Origin of the sequence: Mycolicibacter heraklionensis (genome assembly GCF_001021505.1) — a bacterium.
Lineage (GTDB): Bacteria > Actinomycetota > Actinomycetes > Mycobacteriales > Mycobacteriaceae > Mycobacterium > Mycobacterium heraklionense.
This window is the reverse complement of record NZ_LDPO01000008.1, coordinates 32,974-46,747: the sequence shown is the minus strand read 5'-3', so window position 1 is coordinate 46,747 and position 13,774 is coordinate 32,974. Positions and strand designations below refer to the sequence as shown.

General features: G+C 68.4%; 14 protein-coding genes. 9 read left to right on the top strand and 5 right to left on the bottom strand.

Annotation, left to right across the window (positions count from 1 at the left end; genetic code table 11):
• Window positions 1-2: 2 nt before the first annotated feature.
• The gene (mutM, locus tag ABW16_RS11420) at window positions 3-839 is read left to right on the top strand and encodes a bifunctional DNA-formamidopyrimidine glycosylase/DNA-(apurinic or apyrimidinic site) lyase (RefSeq protein WP_047319295.1); all 837 of its coding nucleotides are present in this window, start codon (window positions 3-5) and stop codon (window positions 837-839) included.
• A 110-nt stretch (window positions 840-949) separates the two neighbouring features.
• On the opposite strand, the gene ABW16_RS11415 is transcribed toward mutM, so the two are convergent.
• Together ABW16_RS11415 and ABW16_RS11410 are read right to left on the bottom strand one after the other, a co-directional pair.
• Complete coding sequence (locus ABW16_RS11415) at window positions 950-1,723, bottom strand: PIG-L deacetylase family protein (protein WP_047319294.1); 774 nt, start codon at window positions 1,721-1,723, stop codon at window positions 950-952.
• 33 nt (window positions 1,724-1,756) lie between these two features.
• Window positions 1,757-2,386, bottom strand: coding sequence for a DJ-1/PfpI family protein (locus ABW16_RS11410; protein ID WP_047319408.1), 630 nt, complete (start codon window positions 2,384-2,386; stop codon window positions 1,757-1,759).
• A gap of 126 nt (window positions 2,387-2,512) precedes the next feature.
• Between ABW16_RS11410 and ABW16_RS11405 the strand changes: the two genes are divergently transcribed.
• From ABW16_RS11405 to smc, 3 genes are read left to right on the top strand one after another with little or no spacing between them, the layout of a single operon-like run.
• Window positions 2,513-2,929, top strand: a complete 417-nt coding sequence (locus ABW16_RS11405; protein ID WP_047319293.1) for an OsmC family protein — start codon at window positions 2,513-2,515, stop codon at window positions 2,927-2,929.
• The gene (locus ABW16_RS11400; RefSeq protein WP_047319292.1) at window positions 2,916-3,197 is read left to right on the top strand and encodes an acylphosphatase; all 282 of its coding nucleotides are present in this window, start codon (window positions 2,916-2,918) and stop codon (window positions 3,195-3,197) included. Before ABW16_RS11405 ends, ABW16_RS11400 begins: the two co-directional genes overlap by 14 nt.
• A gap of 19 nt (window positions 3,198-3,216) precedes the next feature.
• Complete coding sequence (gene smc / locus ABW16_RS11395) at window positions 3,217-6,807, top strand: chromosome segregation protein SMC (protein ID WP_047319291.1); 3,591 nt, start codon at window positions 3,217-3,219, stop codon at window positions 6,805-6,807.
• Here smc and ABW16_RS11390 read toward each other — a convergent pair.
• On the bottom strand, window positions 6,804-7,376 hold the full coding sequence (locus ABW16_RS11390) for a Uma2 family endonuclease (RefSeq protein WP_047319290.1): 573 nt from the start codon (window positions 7,374-7,376) through the stop codon (window positions 6,804-6,806). The genes smc and ABW16_RS11390 overlap by 4 nt on opposite strands.
• A gap of 119 nt (window positions 7,377-7,495) precedes the next feature.
• Between ABW16_RS11390 and ftsY the strand changes: the two genes are divergently transcribed.
• Entirely contained in the window at window positions 7,496-8,716 is a 1,221-nt protein-coding gene (ftsY, locus tag ABW16_RS11385; protein ID WP_047319289.1) for a signal recognition particle-docking protein FtsY, read from the top strand.
• Window positions 8,717-8,779: 63 nt separating this feature from the next.
• Window positions 8,780-9,751 (top strand): glycoside hydrolase family 6 protein, encoded by a 972-nt coding sequence (locus ABW16_RS11380; protein ID WP_047319288.1) that lies wholly within the window; start codon window positions 8,780-8,782, stop codon window positions 9,749-9,751.
• A gap of 10 nt (window positions 9,752-9,761) precedes the next feature.
• On the opposite strand, the gene ABW16_RS11375 is transcribed toward ABW16_RS11380, so the two are convergent.
• Window positions 9,762-10,745 (bottom strand): isopenicillin N synthase family dioxygenase, encoded by a 984-nt coding sequence (locus tag ABW16_RS11375; protein ID WP_047319287.1) that lies wholly within the window; start codon window positions 10,743-10,745, stop codon window positions 9,762-9,764.
• A gap of 18 nt (window positions 10,746-10,763) precedes the next feature.
• The gene (locus tag ABW16_RS11370; protein WP_047319407.1) at window positions 10,764-11,807 is read right to left on the bottom strand and encodes a methyltransferase domain-containing protein; all 1,044 of its coding nucleotides are present in this window, start codon (window positions 11,805-11,807) and stop codon (window positions 10,764-10,766) included.
• 136 nt (window positions 11,808-11,943) lie between these two features.
• Between ABW16_RS11370 and ABW16_RS11365 the strand changes: the two genes are divergently transcribed.
• The 3 genes from ABW16_RS11365 to ABW16_RS11355 are packed head-to-tail and all read left to right on the top strand — an operon-like array spanning window position 11,944 to window position 13,747.
• Window positions 11,944-12,573 (top strand): GntR family transcriptional regulator, encoded by a 630-nt coding sequence (locus ABW16_RS11365; protein ID WP_047319286.1) that lies wholly within the window; start codon window positions 11,944-11,946, stop codon window positions 12,571-12,573.
• Window positions 12,574-12,624: 51 nt separating this feature from the next.
• A complete protein-coding gene (locus ABW16_RS11360) occupies window positions 12,625-12,993 on the top strand; it encodes a SpoIIAA family protein (RefSeq protein ID WP_047319285.1) in 369 nt (122 codons plus the stop codon).
• Window positions 12,994-13,027: 34 nt separating this feature from the next.
• Complete coding sequence (locus ABW16_RS11355) at window positions 13,028-13,747, top strand: NUDIX hydrolase (RefSeq protein ID WP_047319284.1); 720 nt, start codon at window positions 13,028-13,030, stop codon at window positions 13,745-13,747.
• The last annotated feature ends 27 nt before the right edge of the window (window positions 13,748-13,774 follow it).

Sequence of the window (13,774 nt, the reverse complement as noted above, 5' to 3'; positions counted from 1 at the left end):
GCATGCCCGAACTCCCCGAGGTCGAGGTGGTTCGGCGCGGCCTGAACGAGCACCTGGTCGGGCGCACGATCACCGCAGTGCGAGTGCACCATCCGCGGGCGGTGCGCCGGCACGACGCCGGCCCCGCCGATCTGACCGGCCGACTGCTGGGCGCCCGGATCACCGGCACCGACCGGCGCGGTAAATACCTCTGGCTGCTATTGAGTACGGACGAGGCGCTGGTGGTGCACCTGGGGATGAGTGGTCAGATGCTGCTGGGCGAGCTGCCCGACAGCAGGCATCTGCGGATCGCCGCGGTGCTCGACGACGGTACGAAGGTCAGCTTCGTCGACCAGCGGACGTTCGGCGGGTGGCAGCTCACCGACCTGGTCGCCGTGGACGGCAGCGTGCTGCCGGTTCCGGTCGCCCATCTGGCCCGCGACCCGCTGGATCCGCACTTCGATGTCGAAGCGGTGGTCGAAGTGTTGCGGCGCAAGCACTCCGAGATCAAACGCCAACTACTCGACCAGACCGTGGTCTCGGGTATCGGCAACATCTACGCCGATGAAGCACTGTGGCGGTCCGGGATTCGCGGCACCCGGGTGGCCGATCGGCTGTCTCGGCCGCGGCTGCGGGCACTGCTGGGCGCCGCCGCAGAGGTGATGAACGACGCCCTGGCCGTCGGGGGTACCTCGTTCGATTCGCTCTACGTCAACGTCAACGGTGAATCCGGTTACTTCAGCCGGTCATTGGACGCCTACGGCCGTGAAGACGAGCCGTGCCGGCGTTGCGGGACGCCGATCCGCCGGGTGAAATTTATGAACCGATCGTCGTACTTCTGCCCGAATTGCCAACGCTGACTGTCGTTCTCTTTTCGGCGAACGTGCATGTTTGCACGCCAACACGCCGCAAATCGTGGCATTCTGCGCACGCTCGCGCCGTCGTCGTCCCGCGCCGCGGTGGCCCCAGTTCACTCGAAGATGTCGCGGCACACCCGCCCCGGCGGCAGCGCCGGATCGACGAACCACTCCCGGCCGAACATCAGGCCGGCCACCTGCGGGGGAAGCCGCAGCAACACTGCGAAAAGGCGGGCCGCGGCCGGGTTGGCGCCGATCTGGGAGCGGTGCGCGGCGAAGGCATCCCGCTTCTGCCGGGCGAACCCGAACACGTTGATCCGGTGGGTGATGCTCGCCCCCGGCGCGTACGCGGTGCGCACCACGTCGCGCTCGTAGGGGGCCGGCAGCCGCAGTAGTCGCGCCGCATGGGCGATCCGGGCCAACAGTTCCCGGGGCATCGTCGCCTCGAGCACCCGCGGTGTCGCCGCGATCTGCGCGGCCCGCTTGCCGACGTGATGAACCCGCACGTGATCGCGGTGGCCGTAGCCGCCGTTGGGCTGGTAGCTCAGGAGCAGATCCGCGTCTTCGTCACGCAGGATGGCTGCCAGTCGCTGCGCCGCATCCTCGATGTCGGCGCGGGCGAACCTGACCCGCCCCGGCGGGTCGGGATAGAACTCCGCCCCGAAGCCACTGTCGGCGAAGCCCAGACATTCGACCCGGTGCGCGCCGAGAATCTCTGCACTCGAACGCAATTCGACGAGACGATCGCCGTCGTCATTGCTGACCCGTCCGTCGGTCGCTACCACCACAACCACGCGATGCCCCTCGGCGGCCGCTCGCGCCAAGGTTCCCCCGGTCAGGATCGCCTCGTCGTCGGGGTGAGCGTGGAAGGCGACGACGGTGGCCATAACGGACCAGTATGCCCGCGACTGCCGGGTGCGTCAGCGCCGCAGCTGCGCGGCCCGCCGCCGGACGCCCTCGCCGGCCTTGGCCAGCGATCCGCAGTCAAATGGGGGCTGCGGGTCGTACTCGATCAGCAATTGGACGGCGCACGCCGTTTCGGTGTCCACCAGCAGTTCGACGAGCCGCAGCGCCATATCGATGCCGCTGGAGACCCCCGCGGAGGTGACGATCCGCTGCGGCAGATGCTCGACCACGCGCTGCTCCACATAGCGGGCGCCCAGGTGTTCCAGCAGCTCGACGGCCCCCCAATGGGTGGTCGCGGTCAGGCCATCCAGGATCCCCGCGGCGGCCAAGAGCAGCGAGCCGGTACACACCGAGGCGGTGAACCTGGTGTGGGTGTGGGCAGTGCGCACCCAGTCGAGTAACTCCGCGTCGTCGAGCAATGCCCGCGTCCCGATACCGCCAGGGACGACGATCACATCCGGTGCGGTCAGCTCGTCGAATCGGGCGTCGCAGAGGACTCCGAGCATGCCGTTGTCGCTGCGAACCTCGCCGCGGTGGTGCCCGACGAAAATCACCTCGACACCCGGAATCCGTTGCAGCACCTCATAGGGCCCGATCGCGTCCAAGGCGGTGAATCGCGGGAAGAGTGGGATCGCTACCTGCATGATCCAGATGAGACTACGCGCCTTGGCACCGTTCACCGAGCGTGTAATGACGCCGAGAAATCGATAGTTTTGTCGCGCTGAGTTCACATTCGGCGAAGGCGAGCCTGGGGCTGCCAAGATGTCCCCATGACGGAACTATGGGTGGAACGAACCGGAACCCGCCGCTACACCGGACGCAGTTCGAGGGGCGCACAGGTGCTGGTCGGCAGCGAAGACGTCGACGGCGTCTTCACCCCCGGGGAGCTGCTCAAGATCGCGCTTGCCGCGTGCAGCGGAATGTCCAGTGACGCACCGCTGGCCCGCCGGCTCGGCGATGACTATTCAGCGACGATCCGGGTGTCCGGGCCCGCCGATCGTGAGCAGGAGCGTTATCCGCTGCTGGAAGAGATTCTGGAGCTGGATCTGTCGGGCCTGGAGGACGCCGACAAGCAGCGCCTGCTGACCGTCGTGCACCGGGCGATCGATCAGGTCTGCACGGTGGGCCGCACCCTGAAATCCGGCACCGAGGTGCGCTTCGAGGTCGACTCCGGTGACCGGTCCTGACGTCCGCCTGTCCGCCTGGGTGCACGGCCACGTCCAGGGCGTGGGATTTCGGTGGTGGACGCGTTCGCGGGCGCTGGAGCTGGGTCTGACGGGGTACGCCGCCAACCGCCCAGACGGCCGCGTGCACGTCGTCGCTCAGGGACCCCGCGCGGACTGCCAGCGCCTGCTGGAGCTGCTGCAGGGTGGCGCCACGCCGGGCCGGGTGGACACCGTCGTCGCCGACTGGACGGACGCCGGAGACCCGATCGACGGATTCGCCGAACGCTAGACCGGTAGTCTCACACCCCGTGCACCTCAAGAGTCTGACGCTGAAGGGCTTCAAGTCCTTCGCTGCGCCGACGACTCTGCGCTTCGAACCGGGTATCACCGCCGTGGTCGGACCCAACGGTTCGGGCAAGTCCAACGTGGTCGACGCGTTGGCCTGGGTGATGGGGGAGCACAGCGCCAAGACGCTGCGCGGCGGCAAGATGGAAGACGTCATCTTCGCCGGCACCTCCTCGCGCGCCCCGCTCGGTCGCGCCGAGGTCACCGTCACCATCGACAACTCCGACAACGCCCTGCCGATCGAGTACGCCGAGGTCTCGATCACCCGGCGGATGTTCCGCGACGGAGCCAGCGAGTACGAGATCAACGGCGCGAGCTGCCGGTTGATGGACGTCCAGGAGCTGCTGAGCGACTCCGGCATCGGCCGTGAGATGCATGTCATCGTCGGCCAGGGCCGGCTGGCGCAGATCCTGGAGTCGCGGCCCGAAGACCGCCGGGCCTTCATCGAAGAGGCCGCCGGGGTGCTCAAGCACCGTAAGCGCAAGGAGAAGGCGGTCCGCAAGCTGGACGCGATGGCGGCCAACCTGGCCCGCCTGACCGACCTGACCACCGAGCTGCGCCGCCAGCTCAAACCGCTGGGCCGCCAGGCCGAAGTCGCCCGGCGAGCCGCCACCATCCAAGCCGACCTTCGCGACGCCAAGCTGCGGTTGACCGCCGACGACCTGGTCTCGCGGCAGGCCGAGTTCGCCGGAACCACCGACGCCGAGGCGACGTTGCGTCGCGAACACGACCAGATCACCGAACGCCTCGCGGTGGCTGCCGACGAACTGACCGCTCACGAGTCCGCGGTCGCCAGCTTGACCCATCGCGCCGAGGCCGCCCAGCAGACGTGGTTCTCGCTCTCCGCGCTCGCCGAGCGGGTCAGCGCCACGGTGCGAATCGCCAGCGAACGCGCCCAACATCTCGACGAGGAGCCGATCACCACCGCCGGCGTCGACCCGGACGCCTTGGAGGCCGAGGCCGAGCAGGTGGCTGCGGCCGAGCAGCAACTCCTGGCCGAACTGGCCGAGGCCGGTATCCGGCTGGAGGCGGCCCGCGCAGAGCTGGCCGAACGGGAGCGCCGCAGCACCGAGGCGGAGAAGGCGCATCTGGCGGCGGTCCGTGCTGAAGCCGACCGGCGTGAGGGCCTGGCCCGGCTGACCGGTCAGGTGGAGACGATTCGGGCGCGGGTCGAGTCGATCGACACTCACGTCGGGCAGCTGTCGACGCGTATCGAGGAGGCCGCCGCGCGGGCCCAGGCCGCGCAGGCCGAGTTCGAAACGGTTCAAGGCCGGGTCTCCGAGCTCGATCAGGGCGAGGTCGGTCTGGACGAGCACCACGAGCGGACCGTGGCCACCTTGCAGCTGGCCGAGGAGCGCGTCGCCGAACTGCAGGCCGCCGAGCGCGCCGCCGAGCGACAGGTGGCTTCGCTGCGCGCCCGTATCGAGGCGTTGTCGATGGGGCTGGAACGCCGGGACGGCGCCGCCTGGCTCGCGGCGAACCACACTGATCCCGGGCTGTTCGGGTCGATTGCGAAGCTGGTCAAGGTGCGCTCGGGTTATGAGGCGGCGCTGGCCGCGGTGCTCGGGTCTGCTGCCGACGCGCTGGCCGCGGAGAACGCCGGCGCGGCCCGCTCGGCGCTGAACGCGCTGAAGACCGGCGACGGTGGCCGGGCCGCGATCGTGCTGGGGGACTGGCCGCTGCCTGCCACGGAACAGCGTGCGGCACTGCCCGACGGAGCGCTGTGGGCACTGGAGTTGATCGAGGCCCCCGATCGGCTGCGCGGCGCGATGACGGCCATGCTGTCGGCGGTGGTGGTGGTCGCCGACCTGCCCACGGCGCTGGACCTGGTGGCTGCGCGCCCCGGGGTGCGCGCGGTGACGCTGGACGGTGACCTGGTCGGTGCCGGCTGGGTCAGCGGCGGATCGGATCGCAAGCCGTCCACCCTGGAGATCAACAGCGAGATCGACAAGGCCCGCGCCGAGCTGGCCGCCGCAGAGACGCAGGCCGGCGAACTCGGCGCGGCCCTGGCGGGAGCACTGGCCGAGCAATCGGCGCGCCGCGACGCCACCGAGCAGGCGTTGGCCGCGCTCAACGAGTCCGACGCCGCCATCGCCGCGACCCACGAGCAGTTGGGCCGGCTGGGGCAGGAGGCGCGCGCCGCCGAGGCCGAGTGGCGCCGCCGGCTGCGCGAGCGTGACGAGCTCGAGGCCGGCCGAGCCCAGACCGTCACCGAGCTCGGCGAGCTCGAGGCCCGGCTGCGCAACGCCGAAGAGGACCAGCCCACCGAAGCCGTGGAACCGGTGGACCGCCAACAGATCGCGGCAGCCGCGGAGGCGGCGCGCAGCGTCGAGGTGGAGGCCCGGCTGGCGGTGCGTACCGCGGAGGAACGCGCCAACGCGGTCCGCGGCAAGGCGGACTCCCTGCGCCGGGCGGCCGCGGCCGAACGCGAGGCGCGGCTACGCGCCGAGCAGGCCCGTGCCGCACGCGCACGCGCGGCGACGACGGCGGCCGCGGTGGCCGACGCCGGCAGCGCGCTGGCCCAGCGCCTGCACCATGTGGTGATCGCGGCGGCGCGGATCCGCGACGGCCTGGCCAGCGAGCGCCAGCAGCGGGCCGCCGCGATGGCCGCCGTCCGCGACGAGGTGAACTCCCTGAGCACCCGGCTGACCGCGCTCACCGAGTCGCTGCACCGTGACGAGGTCGCCAAGGCGCAGGCCGCGTTGCGCATCGAGCAGCTCGAACAGACCGTGCTCGAACAGTTCGGTATGAGTTCGGCAGACCTGATCGCCGAATACGGTCCGGACGTCGCGCTGCCGCCCACCGAACTGGAGATGGCCGAATTCGAGCAGGCCCGCGAACGCGGCGAGCTGGTGACCGCGCCCGCCCCGATGCCCTACGACCGCGCCACCCAGGAGCGCCGGGCCAAACGTGCCGAACGCGAGCTGGCCGAACTGGGCCGGGTCAACCCCCTGGCGCTTGAGGAGTTCGCGGCGCTCGAGGAGCGCTACAACTTCTTGTCCACCCAGCTCGAGGACGTCAAGGCGGCCCGCAAAGACCTCCTCGACGTGGTCTCCGAGGTCGACGCGCGCATCCTGCAGGTCTTCACCGACGCCTACGCCGACGTGGAGCGCGAGTTCACCGAGGTGTTCGCGGCGCTGTTCCCAGGTGGGGAAGGCCGGCTGCTGCTGACTGACCCGAGCGACATGCTGACGACCGGCGTCGACGTCGAAGCCCGTCCGCCCGGCAAGAAGGTCAAGCGGCTGTCGCTGCTGTCCGGCGGGGAGAAGTCGCTGACCGCGATCGCGATGCTGGTCGCGATCTTCCGGGCCCGCCCGTCGCCGTTCTACATCATGGACGAGGTCGAGGCCGCGCTCGACGACACCAACCTGCGCCGGTTGCTGTCGCTGTTCGAGATGCTGCGGGCCCGCTCGCAGCTCATCGTCATCACCCACCAGAAGCCGACCATGGAGGTCGCCGACGCGCTGTATGGGGTGACCATGCAGGGCGACGGGATCACCGCGGTGATCTCCCAACGCATCCGGGGCGAGGAGCTGGTCTCCAGCCAGAGCTAGCCGGCCAACTGGCCGAGGGTGAACCGTATGTCGACCGGCTCGTGCATGTGTACCTGTTCTCCGGCAACGGCCGCGATCGGCCGGTACTCCTCGCCGTCGAGACGGTATGCGAGGAACCACTCGCCCGACGGCGCTTCGGGGTCGACGATCCAATAGTGCTCGATGCCCGCCTTGGCGTACTCGTACCGCTTCATCACGTGGTCCATGCTGCGCGAGCCCGCCGAGACGATCTCGACGATGAGCACCACATCGGTTGCCGGGACACGAACAGTACGTCCCTCGACCGCTTCGCTGCGGATCACGGCGATATCCGGGTCTCGGACACTGGGCGGGAACGACGCGATGGTGGTGACCTCGATCTCGGCCAGCGGCTCGAGCCCGTCGGGCAGGTGATCTTGTAGGAGGCCGATGAGTTGTCGTGAAATCCGTTGATGGGTGACCTGTGGGCGCGGCGACATGATGATGCTTCCCTCGCTGAGCTCCCACCGTCGCGTGTGGGCGACCTCAAGTGCGTCCCACTGCTCCAGGGTCATCAGGTCGAACGGCCGATCATCTGCCAGCACGGACATGACACCCCCTCTGGATGGCAACTCGAATACTCGCAGGTTACGCCCCAAGGCGTGTTGACCGCAGTCTGCCGGGCACCACCGACAAGCCCTGCCCTTCGCAGCCCTGAAACAATGGCGAAGTGTCTGAAGGTCTCTGGATTGCCCTAGCGGTCGCCGCCGCCCTCGTCGTCATCGCCACACTGATCTTCGGTCTGGTGCGTCACCGCCGAGGGCGTATCAATCTGTCGGCGCCGCAACGCGAGAGCCTGGACCGCTCTGGGGGCTACGCCGCCGAATCGGGCATCACGTTCAGCCGGACTGAAGCTTCGGAGCCACCGGCCCCCGTCATCGGAGACGACGCGACCGTTCCGCGTGACGCGCCGAAACGGACCATCACCGACGTCGAACTGCCCGAAGCGGAACCGGCAGCACCCGCGATCGAACCTGTCGACGGCCGGATGGAACGTCTGCGCGGTCGGTTGGCCAAGTCGCAGAACGCTTTGGGCCGCAGCATGCTCGGGCTGCTGGGCGGCGGAGACCTCGACGAGGACTCCTGGCAGGACGTCGAGGACACCCTGCTGGTGGCCGATCTGGGCCCCGTCGTCACCGAATCGGTGGTGACTCAGCTGCGCGGACGGCTGGCCGGCGGTCAGGTGCGCACCGAAGCCGAGGCTCGCGCCGTGCTGCGCGACGTGTTGATCGCCGAGCTGCAGCCCGGTCTGGAGCGCTCCATTCGGGCCCTGCCGCACGACGACCACCCGTCGGTACTGCTGGTGGTCGGGGTCAACGGCACCGGCAAGACCACCACCGTCGGCAAACTGGCCCGGGTGCTGGTGGCCGACGGCCGCCGCGTGGTGCTGGGGGCGGCCGACACGTTCCGGGCCGCCGCGGCCGACCAGCTGCAGACCTGGGCAGCGCGGGTGGGGGCCGAGGTGGTGCGCGGCGCCGAGGGCGCCGATCCGGCCTCGGTCGCTTTCGACGCCGTCGACAAGGGCGTGTCCGAAGGCGCCGACGTCGTGGTCATCGACACCGCGGGACGACTGCACACCAAGACCGGTCTGATGGACGAGCTCGGCAAGGTCAAGCGGGTGGTGGAACGCCGGGCTGCCGTCGATGAGGTGCTGCTGGTCCTGGACGCCACCATCGGGCAGAACGGCCTGGCCCAAGCCCGAGTGTTCGCCGACGTCGTCGACATCACCGGGGTGGTGCTGACCAAGCTGGATGGAACCGCCAAAGGCGGGATCGTCTTCCGCGTGCAGCAGGAGCTCGGAGTGCCGGTCAAGCTGGTGGGGCTCGGTGAGGGACCCGACGATCTGGCTCCGTTCGAGCCGGGCGCCTTCGTCGACGCGCTGCTCGGCTGAGCGATCCGGCCGCGATCGTGACCTTCTTGTGACCTCAAGTCGGCGGTGAGGTAATTTTTGCCTGTGATCCCCTCAGCATTTGGTGCAGTCGCGCGCTGCCTCACCCCCCTCCTTGCCGCTGCGGCCCTGGCGGGCGCAGCCCCCGCCCACGCCGACGGGGACAACCCGCTGGCCGGCATGCCCTTCTATGTCGATCCCATCTCGAAGGCGATGCATGCCTCCAATGCCCAGCCGGAGAGCGCCGAGCTGGCCCGGGTAGCCAACACGCCGCAGGCGTACTGGCTGGACCACGCGTTCGGTGCGGGTTCGGTCGGCTCGACTGTGGCCCGTCACACCGGTGCGGCGGCGGCGGCCGGTGCCATGCCGGTGCTGGTGCTCTACGCCATCCCGCACCGTGACTGCGGCAGCTACGCCGCGGGCGGATTCTCCTCCGGCGCGTCCTACCGCGCCTGGATCGACAGCATCGCCGACGGGATCGGCGGCAACCCGGCCGCGATCGTCCTCGAGCCCGACGCGCTCGCGATGGCCGACTGCCTCTCCGGCGACCAGCGCCAGGAGCGCTTCGACCTGATCAGCTACGCCGTCGACACGCTGGGCCGCAACCCGGCCACCGCCGTCTACGTCGATGCCGGGCACTCGCGCTGGGTCAACGCCGGTGAAATGGCTAACCGCCTCAACCAGGCCGGGGTGGGCCGCGCGCGGGGCTTCGCCCTCAACTCCACGAACTACTTCAGCACCGAAGAGGAAATCGGTTACGGCGAAGAGATCTCCGGGATGACCGGCGGCGCGCACTACGTCATCGACACCTCCCGCAACGGCAACGGCCCGGCCGAGGGAGACCCGTTCGGCTGGTGCAACCCCAGCGGACGCGCGCTGGGCACGCCGCCCACCGCCGACACCGCCGGGCAGCACGCCGACGCCTACCTGTGGGTCAAGCGGGTCGGGGAGTCCGACGGCAGCTGCGGCTCCGGGGAACCCGCGGCGGGACACTTCGTCAGCGACTACGCGATCAACCTGGCGCGCAACGCGGGCTGATCGGACACGGCTAGCAGGCCTCCGGGTCACCGTCATGCCACCGCGCGAACACGTCGGGGTGGGCGCGTCTCTTGGCCTTCCACATGTTTTCGCCGTAGGTGCTGTGGAGCCGATTGTTGGCGTCGTGGCTGATCGGCCGGGTCTTGGCGGCAAGATCCTGCGGTAGTGCCAGGGTGGGTACGACGCCGTCGAGCGCTGGGCCGAAGAAGTAGGGGATCGAGATGCGTGCCGGGGCGGTCGCCGGTGTCAGCACCCGATGCGGTGTGGCACGTAGGTAGCCCTGGCTTGAGACTTCCAGCAGCTCACCGATATTCACGATGAATGCGCCGTCTAGCGGCGGGGCATCCAGCCATTCGCCGTCGAGCGATTGCACCTGCAATCCCGTCGAGTCGTGCTGCAGGTGCAGCAGCGTCATGACTCCCGGATCCTTATGCGCGCCAACTCCCTGGTCGCCACTGGAGTTCGCGGGCCGTCGCGGGTAGTGGATCAGCTTCATCAACGACGCGGGTTGGGCGCCGAAAGCGGAATCGAATATCTCTGACGGCGAGCCCAGAGCTTGCGCCCAGCGCCGCAACAACTCACGCGCGACTCTGTTCATCTCCTGCTGGTAGCGCCCGATCAGCTCCGGCATCGCGGGGATAGCCGACGGCCACTGATTGGGTCCCCGTAACCACTGCGGGCCGGCAGCGCCGTCGATGGCGTCGGCCTCGGGGCCGAAGTCGATCTGCTCGCGCCAGTCCACCTCGCCATTGGTCAACTCACCGCCGACTCTCGAGTAGCCGCGAAAGTGTGGGCTGCGCGCGAGTTCGATCGCCAGTTTGTCTGGCTCGGGTAAGGCGAAGAATTCGCGTGCCACGGCGTCCAGTCCACCGACCAGCTCCGCCGGAACACCATGTCCAACGAGGTAGAAGAAACCAATGGTGTGGGTGACTTCACGGAGCCGGATGCGTTCATCGGAACGGTCGAGCAGCGCGAAGTTCACCACCGGCAGCATGGCTGGGTCTCCTTCACGTCAGCGCTTGGTCGCGATGTAGTAGTAGTTCGACGGATCCGCGTCGATCTCGGTGCATTCCACGTGGGTGAAACCGGCGTCGGCCAGCATCGACATCGCGGCTTGGCGGCCCCACATGGTGCCCAGACCGGCGCCGTTCAAGGCCAACGACACCGGCATGCAGTGCATCAGGGAGACCGTGTAGCGGTAGGTGTTCATGGGAATACCGATGTTGTCTGCCAGGTTGCTTGACGCCTTCGAATCAGCCATCAAGAAGATGCCCCCCGGCCGCAGGGATCGATAGATGTTCTCCAGGACTCGTGCGGGCTGAGCCTGATCGTGGATGGCGTCGAATGCGGTGACGAGGTCGTACGCCGACGGTCGGTCGAACGTCGTCAGATCGTGGCTCTCGAAGGTGGCGTTCGCCAGTCCCCGTTGAGCCGCCTCCCGAGTCGCTCGCGCGATGCCCTCGGACGAGAAGTCAATGCCGGTGAACCGGCTGTTGCGGAACGCCTGGGCCATCACGTTGACGGCGTGACCACTGCCGCAGCCGAAATCGGCCACATCTGCACCCTCGTGGAGCCGTTGCGGCAAGCCCTCGACCAGGGGGAGGACGACGTCGATCAGAGCTGAGTCGAAGACCTCCCCGCTTCGCTCCGCCATCACCGCATGAAAGCGGGGATAGTCGCTGTAGGGCAGTCCGCCGCCGCGCTGGAAGCAGCCCAAGACTTTCTGCTCGACCTCGCCCATCAGTGCGATGTACTGCGCGACGCGCGCCAAGTTGGCGGCCCCGGCGGCGCGGGTCAACACCGCGGCATGGTGCTGCGGCAATCGATACGTCTCGTTGGCGGGGTCGTACTCCACAACGCCGGCCACGGTCGTGCCGCCCAACCACTCGCGAACGTAGCGTTCGTTGAGTCCGGCGAGCCGGGCAATCTGGGTGCTGGTTGCCGGTTCCGGCAGGGTGGCCAAGGCATCGAACAGGCCGCTTTGGTGTCCGAGGCTCAAGAGCAGCGCGAGGCTGGCGGCGTCCAGCGCTTCAGTGACGCGATCGGCGAATGCCAGTACCTGCGCAGGAGGCTCCGTCGGCTGGTGCCCGCTCACTGGTGTTGTCACTGCACTCCTTGAGGTTTTCTGCGCCAGATGCAACTAGGATACTAGCGGTATCCTAGAGTGTCCCCCAGGCGATCAGGAGGTCCACGTGCGCGACGTGACGGTCAATTCCGCGCAGCGCGCTCACGCCCTGATTCGCGCGGGCATTCTCAGCGGCGAGTTCGCCGCCGGGGCCATGCTCAGCGAGTCGACTCTGGCGGCGTCGATGTCAATGAGCCGTACACCGGTGCGTGCGGCGCTGGGGCGTCTGCAAGATGAGGGGCTGGTGCGGATCTACCCCAAGCGCGGTGCGCTGGTACGTGAACTGACCGTCGATGAGATCCGCGAGTCAGACCAGGTGCGGCATGCCTTTGAATGCGCCGGTGTACAACTGGGCAACCCTGAGGCGCGGCATCAATTGGCCGCGCGTCTGCGGGAAAACCTCGACGGACAAGAGCAGGCGCTGTACCGGCGCGACTATCCCGGCTTTGCGGCCCTGGCGATGCAGTTTCATCGGGCATTTGTGGAGCTCGCGAACAACGCCACGATGCTGGCGTTTTACGACCGGCTGCAAGATCGACAGCACCTCGCGATCGTGCGCAACTCGACGGTCCGCGGGCAGCCAGACCTCGTGCTCGCCGAACATCGGAGTCTGCTCGAAGATGCCGAGGCCGGCGATTGGATGGCCTTCGCGACCCGGCTCCGCGAACACCAGTCCCACGGCAACGACTTCGAATAGTCGACGGTCCCCGGACTACAGTGGCGGCATCGGCCGAAAAGGAGCGTCCCTATGATCGAGCTACTGCCAGACATGCCGCAGGGAGTGACCGGGCTTCGTGTTTCCGGGCGACTTCGCGGTGACGAACTGCGTGAGATCAAGCCTTCGCTGCACGAGCTTCTGCAGGGCGGCGATGTCCGCATCGTCGAGGTCATCGACTCCGACTACGAGGGTTTCGGGCCCGGCGGGCTGGCCGAGGACATCAAGCTCGGGCTGGGCGCCGTTCTGCCGCATCATTCGGCGTTCAAGCGCATCGCGGTGGTGTCCGACAAGGACTGGGTCGCTCATGTCCTGCACGCGTTGGAGTGGATGATTCCCGGCGAGCTCAAGGTGTTCGGCCTCGACGAAGTCGAACGCGCCAAGGAGTGGGCCGCCGGCTGAGGATCGTTCCCGCCACGCCGCCTATGGTCGAGCGGTGACGATCAGTTATGACGAGGCGCTGCGGGAACGGATCCGGGCGCATCTGGACGGGCACGACCGCCGTGCCGTGACCGACCCGTCGAAGCGGCACGCGGCCGTCGCGGTGGTGATCGTGGACTCCGAAGTCGCCGAAGACCGGGTCGACCCTGCGCCCGTGGACGACTGGATCGCCGGGCGGCCCCTGCCGGAAGCTGGTCTTGATGGCCGCATGGTCGATGTATCCGGGGGAGCTGCCTTTCTCTTGTGCCGCAGGGCCTCTCGTCTCACCTCGCATGCTGCTCAATGGGCGCTGCCCGGCGGCCGCCTGGATCCCGGCGAAACCGCGGTCGATGCGGCTCTGCGTGAGTTGGACGAAGAAGTCGGCATCAGGTTGCCCGACTCGGCTGTGCTGGGCGTACTAGACGACTATCCGACTCGCTCCGGATACGTCATCACGCCCGTGGTGATCTGGGGCGGGGGTCGGCTCGATCTCCGTCCCGAGCCGGCTGAAGTGGTGGCGGTCTATCGCGTGGGGCTGCATCAGCTGCAACGCGATGATTCGCCGCGCTTCGTCAGCATTCCGGAGAGCCCGCGTCCGGTCGTGCAGATCCCATTGGGCAACGACCTCATTCACGCGCCGACGGGCGCGGTGCTGTTGCAAGTGCGGTGGCTGTGCCTGGAGGGTCGAGGTGACCGAGTCGACGAGTTGGAGCAACCGGTGTTCGCCTGGAAGTAGGTTCGGGCGCAGGCGTCGGGCCCTAGG